We start from the raw sequence: 20,393 nt of genomic DNA, 5'->3' as shown, positions 1-20,393 counted from the left end.
AAAACGGGAAACTCCGTCAAAAAATGCTAATCTCCGCTTCACATGCAACCTTTTGAACAGTTCAGCTTAGAAATCCAAGTCTGATGGTGTAGGGCTTTTTTTATGACTAATAACAGCACGCAAAAATACAGTTATGCCGATGCCGGTGTTTCTATCGCAACAGGTAATGCGCTGGTCAAAGCCATTGCACCCCTTGCCCGTGCGACGGCGAGAGCCGGAGCCAATGCCGATCTGGGAGGCTTCGGCGGCTTTTTCGATCTAAAAGCTGCCGGCTTCAATGATCCGTTACTGGTCGCGGCCAATGACGGTGTCGGAACCAAGGTCAAACTCGCTATTACCGGCAATCGTCACGATCATGTAGGCATTGACCTTGTGGCGATGTGTGTCAATGACCTGATTGTCCAAGGTGCCGAACCTTTATTCTTTTTAGACTATTTTGCTTCGGGTCATCTTGATCCCGAATTGGCTAAACGCGTCATTGCCGGTATCGCTGAAGGCTGCAAAATCGCTGGATGCGCCCTGATTGGTGGCGAAACTGCTGAGATGCCCGGCCTTTATGCAGATGGTGATTATGACCTTGCTGGTTTCTCAGTCGGTGCCGTCGAACGCTCACAGGTATTAGAAGCAGGTCGCGTTCGCGCCGGTGATATTATTTTGGGTCTGGCATCTTCCGGTGTCCATTCCAATGGTTTCTCGCTGGTTCGCAAACTGGCAGAGGGTCAAAAATGGGATATGAAAGCGCCAGCGCCTTTCAAAAAAGACAGCCTGCTTATTGATGTTCTGATGACGCCGACCCGCATTTATGTGCGTTCTTTGTTACCGCTTATCCGTCAAAATGTTATTGCAGCCTTGGCACATATCACGGGTGGTGGTTTGCTTGAAAATATCCCGCGCATTTTGCCCGACAACTGTCATGCTGTCGTCGATGCTAATAGCTGGGAACAGCCCGATTTGATGCATTTCTTGCAAGACGAAGGTAGCCTTGATCAAGCCGAAATGGCCAGAACCTTTAACTGTGGTATTGGTATGGCTGTTATCGTCCGTCCAGAAGATGCAGAAAAGGTCAAAGCCGAACTGCATGAAGCAGGTGAAACGGTCTATTCAATCGGGGTGATCGAAAAGGGACAGAAAGGCTGCACCGTTTCGGGTAAAGCTGGAAGCTGGAATAGCACTTCAGACTGGAAAGTAACCCATAATGCCTGATGTAAAAGGTAAAAAGAAGGTCGGGATACTGATTTCTGGACGTGGATCGAATATGGAAGCCTTGATCAAGGCTTCCCATCGACCGGATTGCCCTTATCAGATCTCATTGGTCTTCTCGAATATCGAAGACGCCCTTGGCCTCAAAACGGCCGAAAAAGCAGGCATTAAAACTGCTTTTCTCGATCATCGAGGTCATGGCGGGCGCGCCGCTTATGATAAAAAAGTGCTGGCGATCCTCCAAGAAGCAGAACTCGATATTGTCGTTCTCGCGGGCTATATGCGGATTGTCACGCCGGAATTCGTTTCGGCATGGGAAGGTCGGATGTTGAATATCCACCCTGCTCTTTTACCCAGCTTTACCGGCCTTGATACGCATCAACGTGCCTTGGATGCTGGTGTTCGGTGGCATGGCTGTACGGTGCATTTCGTGACTTCAGAACTAGATGCTGGCCCCATCATCACACAAGCTGCCGTGCCGGTTTTTGAAGATGATACAGAAGACAGCTTGTCAAAACGCGTTTTGAAAGAAGAACACCGTATCTACGCGGAAGCCTTGGAAGATCTGGCCGCAGATCGCCTGACTATTAAAGATAACCGCGTTTTTCATAAGAAAGGGTAATCTTATGACGGAAGAATCCTCTGTAAAAATCGGTTTAATTGGTGCTGCTGGCCGAATGGGAAATGCCATTCAAGAAGCCGCAAAGCAGCAAAACAACCATTTGTCAGGTGGTATCGGACGGCATGGTGCTGAATTTGGGTCTTGCAATGACAGTAAAGCCTTAGCTGAAGCGTCAGATGTTCTTATCGATTTTTCTGCCGCTACGGCACTCAAAGAAAATCTTGATGCGGCGCTGTACTATAAAAAACCAATCGTTATTGGCACTACCGGCCTTAACGATGCTGATCAGCAGCTTATTAAGCAAGCTTCTAGCCAAATTCCGGTTATTCTTGCCGCCAACACCTCATTGGGTGTGAATATGCTGGCGGCTTTGGTCGAGCAGGCCGCCGCTAAATTAGGTGACGACTGGGATATCGAGATTGTGGAGATGCACCATCGCCACAAAAAAGATGCCCCTTCAGGCACAGCCCTCTTACTTGGCCGGGCAGCAGCAAAAGGCCGCGGCCAAAATCTGGATGACATCGCTGATTTACAGCGTTGCCCAGCAACAGAACCCAGAAAAATCGGTTCAATCGGTTTTGCCAGTTTACGGGGTGGTTCTGTCGCAGGCGATCACATGGTTGTTTTTGCGAATGAAGGAGAACGGATCGAATTGGGTCATCGGGCAGAAAGCCGGATCATCTTTGCTCGTGGTGCGTTGAAAGCAGCGTTATGGCTGGCAGATCAATCTGCCGGACTTTACCAAATGAAGGATGTGCTTGGTCTATGACCCCCGAGGTTATTGAGGAATTTTATAGGCGGTTAGCCAAAGACAACCCGAATCCTCGTTCGGAATTAGTTTTTAAAAATCCTTATACCTTACTGGTGTCGGTTGTTCTGTCTGCACAGGCAACCGATGTCAGCGTCAATAAGGCAACCGAACCATTATTCAAAATAGTTGATACAGCGCAGCAGATGGTTGCACTCGGTGAAGAGCGTTTAAAAGAGTATATTCGCTCTATTGGGCTTTATAATAACAAAGCCAAAAATATTATCGCGCTGTCTCATATTCTGGTTGAAAAATATAACGGTGAAGTGCCTGCCAACCAAAAAGCATTAGAAGCTTTACCGGGTGTTGGACGAAAAACAGCCTTGGTCATGTTAAATGTGGCGTTCAACCAGCCCACCATAGCTGTTGATACTCATATTTTTCGGGTGGCCAACCGAACAGGGCTAGCCCCGGGTAAAGATGTCCGCGCGGTTGAGACTGCTTTAGAAAAAATCACACCAGATGAATATCGGCTCCATGCCCATCACTGGCTTATTCTTTTTGGACGCTATATTTGCAAAGCTAGAAAACCGGAATGTCTCCGCTGCTTTGAATCCGATCTTTGCGCTGCCGTCAAGAAAAGCGGTATTCCCTTACAATCCTGATCACTACTCTACGACAAGGGCGGTTATGATGACCTTGGTCAGACATAGCCTAATATGCACTTCCTTTTTGTCTTTTGAGTGAGCTCATCCTGATTATTATTTTTGCTAAAAATCGGATTCTTCTTGGAATTCGATATCCTCTATATTGATTTTAAATACTCGGGCGATGATATCCGCTGAATGGCCAGCTCGTGCCATGGCTGAAAAATGCCGCCGCTTTACCTTGATATCGTCCCTATCCTCTTTCAGGTAGAACGGGCCTAAATGGCGTTTTTTTGCATAATGTAATGCCGTTTCCATGGCTGAATCGTTATTTCCTGTCAGGCTTTCAATAATCTTTTCATCAATACCAGCTGCTTTTAAGGCAGATTTCACCCTAATTCTGCCATATCCACGTCGTTTAAAGGCGTTGAATTTCATTTCTGCAAATAAGGGGTCGTTAATATAGCCAAGATTGATACAGTAAGAAATAATCGCATTGACGTCGGGTGACTCCTTACCAGTCCACCCCGACTGATTTATTTTTCGTTTCAAATACTCTGACAATTTTTTCGAAGATGTTGCATAACGTCCAACATAATATAAAGCCAGTTGTCGTAATGAATCCTCGTTAAGAGGTTTGCGTTGCTTGTTTTTTAAGTTGTGTTGCACGACTTGCGTCTCTGTCATAGTTTGATAAAGGATTGGGCAGTATTATCCCGGGATATGGGCGGGATATTTTCTGACAGCATAATCTAAAAGATTATGCCCCGGGGAGGAATAAACGTTGTCGACTTTGGTCGGAAAGAAAAATGCTGTGGGCGATCAAAAACCAGTTTTAACACCTACGCCTACCAATGATGATCATGTAGCACGCCGCCGCTGTGATTTTGGTACGATGAGCGAAGCGTTGGATTACGCGGCTCAATCGACAAAAGGCATGAATTTTCATGATGCGCGGGGAACGCTCATCAGGCCGTATCCGTTCAAGGAATTACGTGCTGATGCTTTAAAAATGGCATCAAGGCTGATTGCACGCGGGCTCAAACCTGGTAGCAGGCTGGCCCTGATTGCGGAAACCTGTCCTGAATTTGCATCTTTGTTTTTTGGTGCAATTTATGCTGGCATATGGCCAGTTCCTCTTCCTTTGCCGACTTCTTTCGGCGGGAAAGATGCTTATATTGATCAGTTAACGATCCAGCTCAAAAGTAGCGATCCTATCCTAATTGCTTATCCGAAAGAATTATCGGAATTTGCAGAAAAAGCCGCCGCTCGTAACTGTGTTAATGCGGTTGCATGGGATGATCTTCTGCTTGAAGATGCTACGGAAGTCGATCTACCAAAAGCGAAGAAAGACGATATCGCCTATCTTCAATATTCCAGTGGATCAACCCGTTTCCCACATGGCGTTATCATTACCCATCAGGCTTTATTAAGCAATTTGGCGGCGCATGGTCTCGGCATGAATATGAAGGATAACGATCGCTGCATCTCATGGTTGCCATGGTATCACGATATGGGACTGGTGGGCTGCATGTTGTCCATCATCGCGAACCAAATTTCGACTGATTACCTGAAAACCAATGACTTTGCGCGTCGTCCTCTGGCATGGCTTGATCTGATCACGCGGAATGAAGGCTACTCAATCAGCTATTCACCGACCTTTGGTTACGATATTTGCGCACGCCGCATGTCCAGCCAGACGAAGGCAGCCGATCGTTTTGATCTTTCCCGTTGGCGGGTTGCTGGCAATGGTGCGGATATGATCCGTCCTGATGTCATGCAAAAATTCGTTGATGCCTTCTCAGAAGCCGGATTCAACCCCAAATCTTTTATGCCTTCCTATGGCTTGGCAGAAGCAACCCTTGCGGTTTCTCTTATGCCGCTGAATGAAGGTATTCGGGTTGAAATGGTAAAAGAAAGCCTGCTTTCTGGAACCAAAACGATCGATCCCAATCAGCCAGAACGCTATCGCTCCATCGTCAACTGCGGCAAGCCTGTAAACAACACCACGATTTCTATCCGTGATGCTGATGGCAAAGACTTACCGGAAAGAGAAGTTGGTCAGGTCTGGGTCAAAGGCCCCGCTATCATGAGTGGTTACTTCCGCGACAAAGAATCGACGGATGCCTGCATGGTCGATGGTTGGCTTGATACCGGCGATATGGGTTACATGGCCGATGGCTATATTTATATCGTTGGCCGCGCCAAGGATATGATTATCGTCAATGGTTGTAACTACTGGCCACAGGATATCGAATGGGCAGTGGAACAGCTTCCGGGATTTAAAGGGGGCGATATCGCCGCTTTTGCTATCACCACGGATTCTGGCGGAGAAATGCCAGCCGTCTTGGTGCAATGCCGGATGTCCGATCCCGAAGAAAGAAAAAAACTGCACAGCGAGATCAATCAAAAAGTGCGGACAATGATCGGGATGCCTTGCCTTGTAGCCTTGGTTCCACCTCGTTCTTTGCCTCGTACCAGCTCCGGTAAATTAAGCCGTGTCAAAGCGCGCAATATGTATTTATCGGGCGAGTTAAAGGCCTACGATTTAAACTAATCTATTTCTGGACTTGTCCCTATCCGGTCTATTCTGGTCGGGATAAGTCCATATTCCTATAATAATTTGGTTTTTCATCTGTTATCTCTTCCTTAAAAGAGAAGTATGATGATGCGCCCTTTCTCTCTTTTCAAAACACCACATAATCCGAATTTTAAGGCAAGGCTTTTTTTGCCTAAAAGTTGGTTGGCTTCGCTTATACTTCCGCTAAGCATCGCCGTTTCATTGCCTTTAACGCCCGTTTTATCAGCCGTACCAATATCCCAATCATCCGCTCAAAATCTAAAACTAGGTCAATTAGACCAACTCATGGCTTTACCTCGGGATAGCCAACTCACTGGCGCGCATCATCATAGCCAATGGGCATTTGTGCGTTATCAAGCGGGACAGCATCAGCTCATCCTAACCAGACCTGATCCGAAAACAGGCAGTCTACCAATTAACTGCATTCTGGCAGATTATCCGGAAGATGATGGACAACCTCTTTATAATATCACTTTTTCACCTGACGATAGTCAGCTAGCCTATGTCCGCGGCGGGGATCCAGAATTCCCTGATGCCCCTTCCCCCAATCCAGTTCCGGAACTACAATCGCCACAAGCCACGATCCATTTGGTTGATATAGCTTCCAGCTCGGATAAAATAATCGCGTCAGGATACCAACCCAGCTTTTCTCCTGATGGCAAAATTTTAACCTATATCTCTCAAAATAGCCTTTGGTTCTATAACCCAGAAAACCATACGCCACCTGAAAAGCTATTCACCCTTAGAGGGCATATTCGTGATCTTAGCTGGTCACCGGATGGTCAATCACTTGTTTTTGTTGACGATCATATCGATCATAGCTTCATCATCATTTTTAACTTGGCTGCTCATCGTCTGCATTATTTGCCGTCAAGCTTTACCAATGACCTATTTCCTGTTTTCTCGCCGGATAGCCGCAAATTTGCTTTTATCCGCGCAACTGAACCACCCCCATCTCCTTCGTCTTCTGAACGATCACAAGGCTGGTGGTCGGTAATGGTCGCCAATTTGAATGATTTTACTGTAACCGAAAAATGGGTGGCGCCTGTCGGGCGCGGTGAAGTCTATGCAGGAACCCGCCATCAAAATCTCTATTGGACAGCCCAAAATCAGATACTTTTTCCTTGGGAAAAAGAGGGATGGCTCCATGTCTATGGCCTAAACCCAGAAAATGGAACTGTATCATCTTTAATGAAGGGCAATTTCGAGGTTGAGCAATTCATCTTCGATCAAAGCCAAAATCGTCTTATTTATACTACAAACTATAATAACCTCGATCATTATACGCTTTCGCTGAGGTACCTTTCTTCTGAAAAGACAGAACAGCTAGGCGATCAAAGCCTCCTTGCTTTTCAACCCGCCATCGCCAACGGGCAATTAGCCGCGCTCGTAAGCGATAGCAGGCGACCGCCTTATCCGGCTCTGGTGCAGGGCAAACAGTTTCAAACGCTGATATCCCAAAAATCGACAAAAGATTTTTCCAAAAGCTTAGCTCCGGTTCAAAGCGTCCAGTTTTCGGCTTCTGATGGGAAGAATAGTTTTGGTCAGTTTTTCTCTGCTCGCGATAACAACCAGCGCCTCCACCCAACTGTCATTTTTCTGCATGGTGGGCCCAGACGGCAAATGCTGGATGGTTTTCCTTCACAAAATTACTATCAGAATGCCTATATCTTTAATCAGTTTCTCGCCAATAACGGATATAATGTTCTAAGCGTTAATTATCGCGGTGGCAGCGGCTACGGCCATGATTATCGGGAAGCATCCGAAACAGGCCGCCAAGGTGCCAGTGAATATCGCGATATTTTAGGGGCCATTCATTATCTCAACACAAGAAAAGACGTCGATTCGTCTCATATTGCGATATGGGGCGGTAGTTGGGGGGGATATCTAACGGCTCTCGCTTTGGCTCGGAATAGCGATATTTTTAAAGTCGGGGTCGATTTCCACGGTGTTCATAATATGTTGAGGCCAGCTACGCCCAGCTTATCGCCTGACGACCAAAGAGAAGCTCAGAACGAAATGTGGCTTTCTTCTCCTTTGGCTAGTCTGGAAAAATGGCACTCGCCCGTTTTGCTCATTCATGGCGACGACGATCACAATGTGCCCTTCTCGCAATCCGAAGAACTGACCCGATTATTAAAAAATCGCGGGATTCCTCATGAAGACCTCGCCTTTCCAAACGAAAGGCATGGCTTCCTTCTTCATCGCCATTGGTTAGAAGCCTATCATAAAAGTTTTATTTTTATTTCCCGCTATCTATATGAAAACGCTGATAAAAATGATAGTGACATCCGCCCTTAGGGTAAATCGCCATAAAGCACATAACTATAGAAAAGGTCTGCTCGCATAATAATTTCAACAGAATCCCCGCCCATATCAATAGAACGGTCCAGCCAATAGCTTCTGTGCTCGACAAGTTGGTTTTTCAAAGTGCGGTCGGCTTCAATTCGAAGGTTTTCTGCGTAGTTTACTTCTTTTTTATTTTCCATGCCGCCATACTCGTTAAAAAATTATTACAATAATCGCCCTAAAATTTTAAAATAAAGTTACGAAAATTTGTTTTTGTTTGCGGGCATCCTCAGGAAGTATTTGTATTAAATTTTAACACATAGAACAATCAATATTTTGCAAAGACTTGGTCTCAAATTTTCGCATTGTGCATCCATGCCCTCCCCATGTAAGAAACTGAAATTATTGCGAAAAGCGGCCAAGCCCCCGATCACAATCAGAGCGTTAGCTGAAGCTATAGACATGCCCGCCTCCAGCTATGCTTTTTATGAAGACATGAATCGCTTCAAAAAAAAATATCTACCCTTGGAGCTAACTAGAAAGATTGCAGCCGTTCTGATGAAGCGTCAGATCAGGCCAGAAGAAATTTTGGCATTATCCGGTCTCACCAGCTATGAATTAAAAACTGAAATATCGACGATCAGACAATCATTCCCACCCATACAATTCGTCAAAATGAATATGGCGTTGCCCAACGAAACGCTTTTAACCGATATGTTTGAAACGCTGCTTTCATCTCTTGATCTGAATGCCTCTAAAAAAGACATTGCTCATATTTTGGCACAACGCCTGCCAGAGGCACTTTCCGAAACCACATATAAAATTCCGGAAAGGTTACAATAACAAGGAAAACCCTATAAAGGGCGGCATAACTGATTTCACAAGAGAGATATTATGGCGTGGCTGGTCATCACCATTGCAGGATTATTTGAAGTCGTCTGGGCATATTTTATGAAGCAATCCCAAGGCTTTACCCGCATTGTTCCGACTATCATCATGTTTATTACGATGTTCGCCAGCTTTGGCATGCTTTCATGGTCAATGAAATTCTTACCTTTGGGCAGTGCTTATGCCGTTTGGACAGGCATTGGCATCGTTGGCAGTTTCATCGTTGGTATTCTTTTTATGAAAGAGCCCGCCAATTTCATTCGCATTCTTTCGGTCTGTCTCATTATGGCGGGTATTATCCTTATGAAACTCTCAAACAAAGATATCTAACCGATTAGATTCAATGAAAAAGGGTTATAAATTTCAGTTCCTATAGAGCTCTTTTTTCTTCAATATTGACGATATGATGATGAAACTATAGAGAAAACATCATCTTGCCCCCGTAGCTCAGTCGGATAGAGCGACGGTTTCCTAAACCGCAGGCCGGAGGTTCGAATCCTCTCGGGGGCACCATTTTCATTAAAACTGTTTTTTTACGACAAAGCTTCTGGCCAAAAACCTGACGCCAAACATTCTTCTCAGAACATTTCCTAAATAAAATTCGCCTACGCAGCGCTCAAAAACCAACAATGTTTTTAGCGCTTTCTTGTCCAAGAAGACAAACTGTCAGATAAATCTGAATAACTTTGAGAATGACGTTGAAATAAAGCGTTTTTTTATATTTAAACGAAATAATAATAAAAAATGAAACGGATAATCTCGACGTGATGAAGAGAAAAGAGCGGCCATATTCCCATTATTCCCTTTTGCGGCTCAAAATCTTTATCAAGAAAATCCGAGAAACCCGCATATTCTGTCACTTGTGCTTGATGAACTAGGATATCGAACAAGTGATTTCGCACAGGATTTAAGCCGCGAAATCGAGTTTGCTATAAACAAAATGGATATGGCAGCGACCGCAAATGAAGCGACCTTTTCTTTCTTTGAAAAAGAAACGACTTCTTTTCATGCGGACACCAAAAAATCCGGTTTACTGGATAAATTGCTGCATTTTCTGCCTATCCTGAAACCTGAAAAATCCAATGAACCCGCCGCAATCCTTGCCACATGGACAGCAGAAGAGGCTCTTTCTCCCCAAACCTATCGCAAACCGGAAGATTTAGCCGCCGGAGATAAAAATGCGGTGGCTTCACTCATAAAAACGCGCTTACCTTGGGAAGAACGGGAAAAAGCCCCGCCCAGAAAAAAACTATATTATCAGATCATTCTTGGCTCCATCCGAATGAAGGACGCGACAGAACAGCTGATAAAACTCTTTGGCGAAGATGAAGAAACACGGCAAAAAATACAAGAAAAGGCAGCTATCGCGGCGATCTTAATCGATGACCGTGGATTCCTTGTTGAAGAAAATGGCATTGCCGTATCCAGCTTTGCATGGGCACTACCGCAAGCTTTAAAACGAAAACTGGATATTCTCGGTGCTTGGCCTGATATCGAACCCAAGGTCATAGAATATCTAACTTCTATTCTAAGCAACCAAGATAACGAAGGCAAAAGCCGTCCCGTTGATAATGCCATCCTGAAAGAAGCCTATCAATGGCTCGTCCTGCAATTTGGCTTATCCTCCGATCTTATCGAAGCGCCTAGCTTTGCACTTCGGATAGAACATCTGCTTTCATCCGAAAAACTGCCTCAGCTATCCCTTCTCAATTCATTTTTCCTTGGTGATCTAGCCTTGGCCGCGTCTCTGCTCCAACAAGGAAAAGCGAAATCCGGCTTGCGGCAATATTTAGGTGATGAAAAACCAAAACATATTTTTAACCTTCTAACCGATCATAACGCCGTTGAGAAAGCCGTCTCTCCTGCCATGATGCCTATAGCGCGCTGGCCTTCTGTTGGCGGCCATGCCTTGGTTTTGTTACAACAAGCGGCCGTCAACCTTACCCGCGATCAACTAACAAACAAAGATGGCTTAATTGCTGTTAACGGTCCCCCGGGAACCGGGAAAACGACACTACTTCGGGATATTATCGCAGCCGCTGTTGTTGATCGTGCAACCGCTATGACCGGATTTGATGATCCTGAAAAAGCCTTTATCCCGACGGGTAAAAAGATAACCCTTGGTGAAAAAGCCTTTTTTCATCTTTACGGTATAGATCCGGCTCTGAAAGGCCACGAAATTATTGTGGCCTCCAGTAATAACAAGGCCGTCGAAAACATCAGCCAAGAATTGCCTGCCCTAGATTCTATAGGCCGAACCGCAGAAGAAATCGGCTATTTCCGATCAATCAGCGACCAGCTTCTTAACCCATATCTGGCTTTTGAGAAAAATAACAAAAACACTAACTCAACAAAGCCCATTAAAAGTTGGGGGCTTATTGCAGCGGCATTAGGAAATGCTAAAAATCGCCATCAATTCCTTCAGTCTTTTTGGTGGGATAAAGAATATGGTTTCAGAACCTATCTAAAGGCTGCAAGAGGCGACAACGTTGCTCTACCAACAAAAGACCCTGTCACAAAACAAGTTATAGGTGAGCATCAGCCTGCTATCGTAGAAGCAGAAAATCCGCCGTCACCTAGAGAAACAAAAACCCGCTGGCAAAAAACGCGTATCAAATTTCAATCTCTCAAAAATGAAATTGAGATCGAATTAAAGACGCTCGAAAAAATCCGCCATGCCTGTCTCGATATAGCGAAAATACGTCAACCTCTGGCAGAAAGGGAGGCGGTCTTCTACCATCTGCAAAGATTGGCTTTGCAAGCAAAAGAACATCACGAATATTGCTATAAACAACTTACAAAAGCCAAACATCGCTCCGAAGGTTCTGTCGAGAATATCGCTCGCCATCAAACTGAACAACCATGGATATTCCATCATCTTTTCAAAACAAAGCGCTGGGCAATATGGTTACAGGAACATAGCAAGCTAGAATTGATCGCTTCCCGTTCGGAAATTGAACAAAAAATAGCCGAGCAATCTTATGCCGAGGCGGATCAGGCTTTAGAAAAATTACAAAGCGAATATGAAGCTGAAAAAAAACAGGTCGAAACTTTACGGCACAAGCTTTCAGAAGCTTATGACAAGATAGCCCCCTATCGGGCATCTCTGGGTGACCGGATTGTTGATGACCAGTTTTTTGTCAAAAGCCATGAAGAGATTAATCTAACTTCGCCGTGGTTACCCGACAGCCTTCATCGAAAAAGAGAAGCGCTTTTTATTGCCGCGCTAGAAGTTCATCATGCCTTTATTGATGCTTCAGCACAAAAATTCCTGCACAATCTCAGCGTCTTTATGAAGGTCTTTTCATCTGGCACCGCATCAAACGAAGATGAAAAAAGTCACCTTGGTGATCTCTGGTCAACGCTTTTTATGGTTGTTCCTGTTATTTCAACAACCTTCGCTTCTACTGAACGCATGTTAGGTAACCTTCCCCAAAACAGTATTGGTTGGCTTCTAATTGATGAAGCCGGTCAGGCAGTTCCTCAAGCCGCTGTCGGTGCTATGATGCGCGCAAAACGTTCGGTTATTGTGGGCGATCCATTACAAATCCCACCAGTAGTGTCTTTACCGGAACAGCTCACAGCCAAAATTTGCCAATTCTTTAAGGTCAATAAATCTATTTGGTCAGCGCCCGAAGCTTCGACCCAAACGCTGGCGGATCAGGCCTCTTGTTTCCAAGCCGAATTTAAATCGGATCAGGACGGCCGCCGCGTCGGTATTCCTTTGCTCGTCCATCGTCGTTGTCAGGAGCCTATGTTCGGTATTTCAAACCGAATTGCCTATGATAATCAAATGGTGCACGCAGCTGGAAATCGTCCGGCTAGCGACATTGCCAAAGTTATTGGCCATTCTCGTTGGCTGGATATCAAAGGAGAGGCCGAGACCAAATGGTGCGACGCAGAAGGGCAAGTTGTGGTTGATTTTCTTGGAAAATTGGCGGCAGCAGGGATTACAGATCCCGATCTTTTTATTATTACCCCTTTCCATATCGTCGCCAATGAATTGAAAAAGCGTATCAGCCAAGAAGCGGCACTTCTTGAAAGGCTTCACATAAAAAGCAGCGATTGGTTGAAAGGCCATATTGGAACCGTTCATACTTTCCAAGGGAAAGAGGCTGATTGCGTTATTCTGCTGCTAGGCGCTCCAGCCAATAGCCAAAATGGGGCGAGACGCTGGGCAGCCGGAACGCCCAATATTTTTAACGTCGCGGTCTCGCGCGCTAAAAAGAATTTGTATGTTGTTGGTTCTTATGAGGCATGGTCAAAAGTCGGTTATGCACAAGATATGGCAGACAGCCTGCCCTGCCACCGTAGCTAAGTTAGCAAGACGGTATATCGTAACCCTACCCTCAGCCCAAATTTTGTTCTCAAAGTCCAACGTATAATCGGCATCACTACGGTCTTGGATACAAAGATTAGGCATACCCCGTAGTCAGAGCTACCAAATGCTATTTTATTGGAGATGTTTTGCTGTAGGCATAAAAAAACAGCCTTTACTGAATAGTAAGGCTGCCTGATTTTTTAGCTTCCCCAAGGAGGTAAAGATGGTGGACGCGGCAAGGATTGAACTTGCGACCCCTGCGATGTCAACACAGTGCTCTACCACTGAGCTACGCGTCCTCCGTGGAAGCGGCTTCTATTGACAAATGACCAACCATGCAAGCCTTTTTTTCTATTTTTTTCAAAAAAAACAAAACACTTGTCTTTTTTTCTTCAAAAATCCCGAAATTTGGCGGTTTTTCGTTGAAGCAAAAACACAAAGAAAGAGACAGCGCTTTTATTATTCCGCCCGTACAACCATCAATTTTTTTATTCTTGAATATCTTTTTTTTCAAAACGCATTGCTGCCATAGTTTTTTATGATGAGGGCTTTTGGTTGGTAATCTCTATGTAATAAATTTATTGCTTATCTTTAAAAAATAATTTTAAAAAATTATTTAATTTCATAAAAATCAAAGAAAACAAACTTTAATATAAAAAACAAATTTCAAAAATTTTACTAAAAAACAAAAATTATACTACTGAAAAATAAAGATAAATTTATAATTAGATGTTACTGTATTCTATATTTATTTTAAATCTTTCTTGAAATTCTTACTATGAGAAATAAATAGGCAAACAATGAGGATGGAGGAAATCGGGAAAGAAAATATTATGCGGTTTTTCACTCCATCTGCTGCTTTAGCGATTCTGATTGCCACACCGGGTTTAGCTGCCTCAACAACAGCCTCATCGTCGCTTCATTCTATTCATACAAAATGGGAAGAACATAAGGCCGATCGTGCCTTAAATCATCTATCCGAAGACGGCCAATATGCCATGGTCGATATTCTTCAGGCCAAACATATTCTAGATTCCGGTCAAGCAACGGCGGCGCTTCCAATATTGCATACTGCATCAAAACGTCTTGTTGCCGCCGGTAATGCTCGCAAAAAATTCATTGCGGCTGAAGATAATCTGCACCCTGCCCCACAACATCCTGTTTCAGCTTCTCACACAGCGTTAACAGCACAAGCCACATGGATTCCAGTCGGTGGTGAATTTATTGTGGGTGAAGAACTCGCCCCTGAAAAGAAAACCGCCGTGGCAACCGCGAATAGTCAACTGAAATCCGGTCAGCGGCACGAAGTTGTCGAAACCATGAAGGTTGTCGGCGAAGATACCGATTTTATTGTCGCTCTTGCGCCTCTTGAACAGACCCAAAAAGCTATCAATCAAGCAATTGATCTTGCCAAAAATAACAAAGCGCAAGAAGCATCACAGGCCATTAATCGCTTGATGGACAGCCTCGTTTTCGTCTCTGATGATGATATCGAAACCGCTATGCCAACATCTAAAAATGCCACCGTCCGTCATACAAAAACGGCACAGAAAAAAGGCTAATTTCCAAATTATGTTCATTTTTCTCTATCAGGCCATAATTCCCTTTATTGCCTGATAGAGAATTTATAAAAATCATAATTATCCCTGAAGCCTTCTTTTCCTTATTCCTTCTTTTAAAAATAAAAATTTAAAAATCAGGGAAATAGAATCCGTCTCGGGCGTTGGTAAAATGAAGTCACAGTCAGGGATGGTTCTGGCTGATGAGAAATGAAACCGTTTCTTGAAAAAGAGAGCCGCGTTTTCATCAATAAGGGCAGATCTATTGTTATTCTGCCTTTCAAAGAATGAAGGAGTATATCCATGCCTGTTGATGCCAAATATCATGCCACCGCGATAGCAACCGGAGGCCGCGACGGCCGTTCCCGCACAACAGACGGTTCTTTGGATATCAAAATGACCGTGCCCAAAGAATTGGGTGGCCCAGGTGGTGAAGGTAATAATCCAGAGCAGCTTTTTGCTACGGGTTATGCCGCCTGTTTTCTCGGCGCGATGAAGGCTGTTGCTCCAAAACTCGATTTGACTGTTCCAAAAGACGCAACGGTTGAAGCCACGATCGGTATAGGCCCTCGCTCAGAAGGTGGTTTTGGTATTACGGCTGAGCTTTCGATCAAGCTGCCGGGTATTTCGAAAGAAGATGCCAAAAAACTGGTCGACACCGCTCATCAGGTCTGCCCCTATTCCAATGCAACCAGAAATAATGTCGATGTTGGCCTAAAAATCCTCTGACAGGATTGATTTTTCTTCATTTTTATAGATTTATGTGGCTTTCGGTGCCTATTCTTCACTATGTGGGGTGGCGCCGAAAGCCTTCTTACGTTACAAGAAGGCAAGCGTTTCCCAGACGCCTATTTATGTCCACTTAATCGGAAGATATGATCCCTTGGCCAGCGTATTGCCGTCCACAGACACCAACGATATTTCACCTGTTTCTATCATTGATGAAATGAAGTCGAGTTATCTCGACTATGCCATGTCTGTCATTGTATCCCGTGCCTTACCTGATGTTCGCGACGGGTTAAAACCTGTGCACAGACGTATTCTGTTCGCGTCACAGGAAGGCGGTTTCGTTCCGGGGCATCCCTATCGTAAATCGGCAAAAATCGTCGGTGAAGTGATGGGTAATTTCCATCCTCATGGCGATTCCGCGATTTACATGGCCTTGGCTCGTCTGACCCAAGACTGGTCAATGCGCGTTCCCCTTATAGACGGTCAGGGAAATTTCGGTTCTATGGACCCTGATGGTCCAGCCGCCATGCGTTATACGGAAGCACGCCTGTCTCCGGCAGCGATGATGCTTCTCGCAGATATTGATCGGGACACGGTCAATTTCTCGCCAAACTATGATGGATCACGGCAAGAACCACAGGTTTTACCTGCTCGTTTTCCTAATCTTCTGGTTAATGGTGCTGGTGGTATTGCGGTTGGTATGGCCACCAATATTCCGCCTCATAATCTGGGCGAAGTTTTGGCGGCTTGCCGCGCCTATATAGCTGATCCCGCTGTTTCTATCGAAGACCTTATTCGTCTTGTTCCGGGACCTGATTTCCCGACGGGTGGGGTCATGCTTGGTCAGGGTGGTGCAAGGTCGGCCTATCAGACTGGACGGGGTTCGATCATTATTCGCTCCCGTTACAACATCGAAGAAAAGCATGGCGATCGCCGTTCGATCGTTTTAACCGAAATTCCTTATCAGGTCGGTAAAAGCGCCCTCGTTGAGAAAATTGCCGAGGCTGCGAAAGACAAGCGTGTTGAAGGCATCAGCGATATCCGCGATGAATCCAACCGCGAAGGTGTTCGGGTTGTTATTGACCTGAAACGCGACGCAACGCCCGATGTCGTTCTGAACCAACTTTGGCGCCATACACCTGCACAAAGCAGTTTCCCTGCCAATATGCTGGCATTGAATGGTGGCCGTCCTGAAACGATGTCTCTCAAGGACATCATTGCAGCCTTTGTTCAGTTCCGCGAAGAAGTCATTACTCGTCGTTCTAAATACGACCTCTTTAAAGCGCGGGAACGGGCACATCTATTGTTAGGTATGGTGATCGCGGTCACCAATCTTGATGAAGTTGTCCGCATCATTCGTGCTGCTCCGACACCAGCAGAAGCGCATAGTGAGCTTTCAGCCCGCGAATGGCCGGTAAATGACGTTTTACCCTATATCAAGCTTGTCGAGGCGGTCGAAGAGTTCGAAGAAGTCGGACTTTATACCCTTTCAAAAGCTCAGGTAGATGCCATTCTGGCTTTACGTCTCAGCCGTCTTACGGCTTTGGGTCGTGACCAAATCGGTGAAGAGCTGAAAAAACTGGCAATCTCCATCAGTGAACTTCTTGAGGTTTTGCGTAATCGCGAACGCCTTTATGAAATCATGGTTGAAGAATTCGACGCAATCGAAGCTCAATTCGCGACTCCGCGTCGTACCGAAATTGTAGCGGCCAGCGATGCCATCGAAGACGAAGACCTGATCGAACGTGAAGAGATGGTCGTCACGGTAACCCATGGCGGCTATATCAAACGCACGCCGCTGGATACTTTCCGCACCCAAAATCGTGGCGGTAAAGGCCGCTCTGGCATGGCGACCAAAGAAGAAGATGCGGTCACCAATCTTTTTGTTACCTGCACCCATACGCCGGTTCTGTTTTTCTCTAATCACGGCAAAGTATATCGCCTGAAAGTATGGAGATTGCCGGAAGGCGCACCGCAGGCACGAGGCCGTCCGATGGTTAACCTTTTGCCTTTGGCCGAAGGTGAAGTGATCTCTACCGTCTTGCCCTTGCCAGAAGATGAAGCCGAATGGGGCAATCTGCATGTTCTGTTCACGACGGCAAAAGGCAGCGTGCGGCGGAACTCAATGGATGCCTTCACCAATGTGCCTAGCAACGGAAAATTCGCCATCCGCTTCGAAGAAGGTGATGATGATCGTTTGATTGGCGTCACGCTTCTTTCTGAAAATGATGATGTACTTCTTGCAACGCGCAACGGTAAAGCCATTCGTTTTGCGGCAACCGATGTCAGAGTTTTCCAAAGCCGGACTTCAACTGGTGTTCGCGGTATTACGTTAAAGGATGGTGACGAAGTTATCTCGCTTTCAACTCTGCGTGGTTTTGAAACGACTACAGAAGATCGCGATAAATATCTTCGTTCTGCTGCATGGAAAACGGATCCAGCTCCGGCCGAATTATCCCCTGAAAAGATAAAAGACTTCGAAGATGCCGAAGACTTCATTTTAACTGTTACCGCGAATGGTTTTGGGAAACGTACATCTTCCCATGAATACCGCCGCAGTAATCGAGGTGGTCAGGGTATCACCAATATCGAAACTTCGGAACGAAACGGGTCAGTGGTTGCAAGTTTCCCCGCTCATGACGGAGATCAATTGATGCTGGTGACTGATCAGGCAAAACTGATCCGCACGACCGTAAATGATATTCGGATTGCAGGTCGGAATACACAGGGTGTTACCATCTTTAATGTTGCCGATGGCGAACAAGTGGTCTCTGCCGCTCGGATTAGCGATGATAGCAATGACGAAGACGATACCGCTTCGGACAGCCCGAACGAGGAAGCATAGGCCGGATATAAGGCTTATCTGTCCATTATAAGAATAAGTGAATTTTGATAATGCAGCCTGTCAATATTATCGGCGGGGGGCTTGCCGGTTCAGAAGCCGCATGGCAACTGGCCACCCGTCAAGTTCCGGTTAAACTTTTTGAAATGCGTGGGCGTGAAAAAACGCCTGCGCATAGCACCGACAAATTGGCGGAACTGGTCTGTTCCAACAGTTTCCGTTCAGATGATCCCAACAGTAATGCTGTCGGCGTATTACATGCCGAGATGCGAAAGATGGGTTCTCTGATTATGGAGGTCGCCGACCATCATCGGGTGCCCGCAGGTTCAGCTTTAGCCGTTGATCGGGAAGGCTTTGCCGAAGCGGTAACAGAAAAATTACAAAATCATCCTTTGATCGAAATTCATCGTGAACGGATTGACCAGATCCCTGATGAAACAACGATCATTGCATCCGGTCCACTGACATCCGACAATTTAGCCAACGCTATCACGGATTTAACCGGTCGGGATGCCCTCTCCTTTTTTGATGCGATCGCACCGATTGTTTATCGGGAAAGCATCAATATGGATATTGCATGGTTCCAGTCCCGCTGGGATAAAGGTGACGGCCATGACTATATCAACTGCCCTTTAAACAAGGAAGAATACCTCGCTTTCCACGCGGCTTTGTTAGCTGGTGAAAAGGGTGACTTTCGCGAATGGGAAAAAGACACACCTTACTTTGAAGGCTGTATGCCCGTCGAAGTCATGGCAGAACGGGGTGTTGATACATTACGTTTTGGGCCGATGAAACCGGTTGGTCTTGATGATCCCAGAACAGGCCGCTGGCCTTATGGCGCTGTGCAGCTGCGGCAAGATAATGCCTTGGGTACGCTTTGGAATATGGTCGGATTCCAAACCAAATTAAAATATGCCGAACAAATTCGTGTTTTCAGAATGATCCCTGGGTTAGAAAATGCTGAATTTGCTCGATTGGGCGGAATGCATCGGAACAGCTTCCTTCGCTCTCCGGTTCTGCTCGATGAATATTTACGTCTCAAAACACGGACAGATATTCGTTTCGCAGGTCAGATTACTGGCTGTGAAGGCTATATTGAATCCGCTTCTATTGGATTATTAGCAGGTATCTTTACCGCCGCTGATAAGCTTGAACAGCAAGTTCCGCTACCTCCGGCTGAAACCGCTTTGGGTGCCTTATTAGGCCATATCACGAAAAATGCAGATCCTGATCATTACCAGCCAATGAATGTTAATTTTGGTCTTTTCCCACCTATTGAAGAAAAGCATCCCAAAAAACAGCGTAAAGCGATGATGGCAGATAGGGCGCGTCAGGCCTTGGATAAATGGATATCTGAAGACGCTTTTTTGAAGGCACCTCATGCGGAACAATAGCCTTTTTTAGGTTTTTTGTTCTGCTGCAAGATCAGCTATCGATAAAAGATAAATATCATTTATCTTTTATCGATATTTTTTATATTTATAGATTCAATCTTTCTGAACTTATTATTTCTCAAAATTAAAATATTAAAACAAAAAATTGGATATTTTTTCCATTTTTTTACTTCAATTTCGGCCTCAATAAATAGTTTTTAAAATTTCGAGAAATATTTCTGGCTCCATATAAGCTTGATAAAGCAGCATTAATTAATTTTTCTTCACATAAAATTATTCAAAACATAGAAGCTATGGTTAATAGCCGCCATTTTTGTCAAGAATTCCCTATTTCTTTTTAAAAATTATGCGGCAAAACTAATAAAAAAAATTTCTTCGAAATTAACGATCACCCACGAGAAATAATTATCTGACAGCGCTTACCAATCAGTATATTGCCGAATGAATATTACCGTATTAGGACTGTCCACAATCTAAACCGTTTTTCGGAAAATAAAGCTTTATAGCCTCATAACTTAAAGCCTCGGTCTTTTGCCGAATGTTTTCTGAAAAAACCGGCGGGTCAGATAACGG

General features: G+C 45.1%; 15 protein-coding genes and 2 tRNA genes. 14 read left to right on the top strand and 3 right to left on the bottom strand.

Annotated elements, in window-relative coordinates:
• The first annotated feature begins 102 nt into the window (after nt 1–102).
• From purM to nth, 4 genes are read left to right on the top strand one after another with little or no spacing between them, the layout of a single operon-like run.
• On the top strand, nt 103–1,203 hold the full coding sequence (purM, locus tag FBY58_RS03550) for a phosphoribosylformylglycinamidine cyclo-ligase (RefSeq protein WP_141919522.1): 1,101 nt from the start codon (nt 103–105) through the stop codon (nt 1,201–1,203).
• Nucleotides 1,196–1,822: a phosphoribosylglycinamide formyltransferase gene (purN, locus tag FBY58_RS03545; protein WP_141919521.1), complete on the top strand. Its 627-nt coding sequence runs from the start codon at nt 1,196–1,198 to the stop codon at nt 1,820–1,822. Before purM ends, purN begins: the two co-directional genes overlap by 8 nt.
• A gap of 4 nt (nt 1,823–1,826) precedes the next feature.
• Nucleotides 1,827–2,591, top strand: coding sequence for a 4-hydroxy-tetrahydrodipicolinate reductase (gene dapB / locus FBY58_RS03540; RefSeq protein WP_141919520.1), 765 nt, complete (start codon nt 1,827–1,829; stop codon nt 2,589–2,591).
• On the top strand, nt 2,588–3,235 hold the full coding sequence (gene nth / locus FBY58_RS03535; RefSeq protein WP_141919519.1) for an endonuclease III: 648 nt from the start codon (nt 2,588–2,590) through the stop codon (nt 3,233–3,235). The genes dapB and nth overlap by 4 nt, the downstream gene beginning before the upstream one ends.
• Nucleotides 3,236–3,340: 105 nt before the next feature.
• Here nth and FBY58_RS03530 read toward each other — a convergent pair whose 3' ends face one another.
• A complete protein-coding gene (locus tag FBY58_RS03530; RefSeq protein ID WP_260432079.1) occupies nt 3,341–3,886 on the bottom strand; it encodes a regulatory protein RecX in 546 nt (181 codons plus the stop codon).
• A gap of 115 nt (nt 3,887–4,001) precedes the next feature.
• Here FBY58_RS03530 and FBY58_RS03525 point away from each other — a divergent pair, with 115 nt between their 5' ends.
• Entirely contained in the window at nt 4,002–5,774 is a 1,773-nt protein-coding gene (locus tag FBY58_RS03525; protein ID WP_141919517.1) for a fatty acyl-AMP ligase, read from the top strand.
• 171 nt (nt 5,775–5,945) lie between these two features.
• Nucleotides 5,946–8,099 carry a S9 family peptidase gene (locus FBY58_RS03520; protein WP_260432078.1) on the top strand — a complete coding sequence of 718 codons (2,154 nt, stop codon included), beginning with the start codon at nt 5,946–5,948 and terminating at the stop codon, nt 8,097–8,099.
• On the opposite strand, the gene FBY58_RS03515 is transcribed toward FBY58_RS03520, so the two are convergent.
• Nucleotides 8,096–8,287: a hypothetical protein gene (locus FBY58_RS03515; RefSeq protein WP_141919515.1), complete on the bottom strand. Its 192-nt coding sequence runs from the start codon at nt 8,285–8,287 to the stop codon at nt 8,096–8,098. The genes FBY58_RS03520 and FBY58_RS03515 overlap by 4 nt on opposite strands.
• Nucleotides 8,288–8,462: 175 nt before the next feature.
• On the opposite strand from FBY58_RS03515, the gene FBY58_RS03510 reads away from it, so the two are divergent.
• The 4 genes from FBY58_RS03510 (at nt 8,463) to FBY58_RS03495 (ending at nt 13,293) form a co-directional block, all read left to right on the top strand.
• Complete coding sequence (locus FBY58_RS03510; RefSeq protein ID WP_141919514.1) at nt 8,463–8,930, top strand: XRE family transcriptional regulator; 468 nt, start codon at nt 8,463–8,465, stop codon at nt 8,928–8,930.
• A 51-nt stretch (nt 8,931–8,981) separates the two neighbouring features.
• A complete protein-coding gene (locus tag FBY58_RS03505; protein WP_141919513.1) occupies nt 8,982–9,305 on the top strand; it encodes a multidrug efflux SMR transporter in 324 nt (107 codons plus the stop codon).
• Between the two features lie 106 nt (nt 9,306–9,411).
• A tRNA-Arg gene (locus tag FBY58_RS03500) sits at nt 9,412–9,488 on the top strand.
• 433 nt (nt 9,489–9,921) lie between these two features.
• Nucleotides 9,922–13,293, top strand: coding sequence for an ATP-binding protein (locus tag FBY58_RS03495; RefSeq protein WP_260432077.1), 3,372 nt, complete (start codon nt 9,922–9,924; stop codon nt 13,291–13,293).
• Nucleotides 13,294–13,520: 227 nt separating this feature from the next.
• On the opposite strand, the gene FBY58_RS03490 is transcribed toward FBY58_RS03495, so the two are convergent.
• Nucleotides 13,521–13,595: transfer RNA gene (locus FBY58_RS03490), tRNA-Val, on the bottom strand.
• A gap of 534 nt (nt 13,596–14,129) precedes the next feature.
• On the opposite strand from FBY58_RS03490, the gene FBY58_RS03485 reads away from it, so the two are divergent.
• The 4 genes from FBY58_RS03485 to trmFO all read left to right on the top strand — a co-directional run bounded on the left by FBY58_RS03485 (nt 14,130) and on the right by trmFO (nt 19,820).
• Nucleotides 14,130–14,858, top strand: a complete 729-nt coding sequence (locus FBY58_RS03485; RefSeq protein WP_141919512.1) for a YfdX family protein — start codon at nt 14,130–14,132, stop codon at nt 14,856–14,858.
• Nucleotides 14,859–15,158: 300 nt separating this feature from the next.
• Nucleotides 15,159–15,584, top strand: coding sequence for an organic hydroperoxide resistance protein (locus FBY58_RS03480; RefSeq protein ID WP_141919511.1), 426 nt, complete (start codon nt 15,159–15,161; stop codon nt 15,582–15,584).
• 67 nt (nt 15,585–15,651) lie between these two features.
• Nucleotides 15,652–18,429: a DNA gyrase subunit A gene (gene gyrA, locus FBY58_RS03475; protein ID WP_141920601.1), complete on the top strand. Its 2,778-nt coding sequence runs from the start codon at nt 15,652–15,654 to the stop codon at nt 18,427–18,429.
• A gap of 50 nt (nt 18,430–18,479) precedes the next feature.
• On the top strand, nt 18,480–19,820 hold the full coding sequence (gene trmFO, locus FBY58_RS03470; RefSeq protein WP_141919510.1) for a methylenetetrahydrofolate--tRNA-(uracil(54)-C(5))-methyltransferase (FADH(2)-oxidizing) TrmFO: 1,341 nt from the start codon (nt 18,480–18,482) through the stop codon (nt 19,818–19,820).
• Nucleotides 19,821–20,393: the final 573 nt, after the last annotated feature.

The organism is Zymomonas mobilis, from assembly GCF_006715975.1.
GTDB classification, from domain to species: domain Bacteria; phylum Pseudomonadota; class Alphaproteobacteria; order Sphingomonadales; family Sphingomonadaceae; genus Zymomonas; species Zymomonas mobilis_B.
This window is presented reverse-complemented; position numbering and strand designations above follow the sequence as displayed.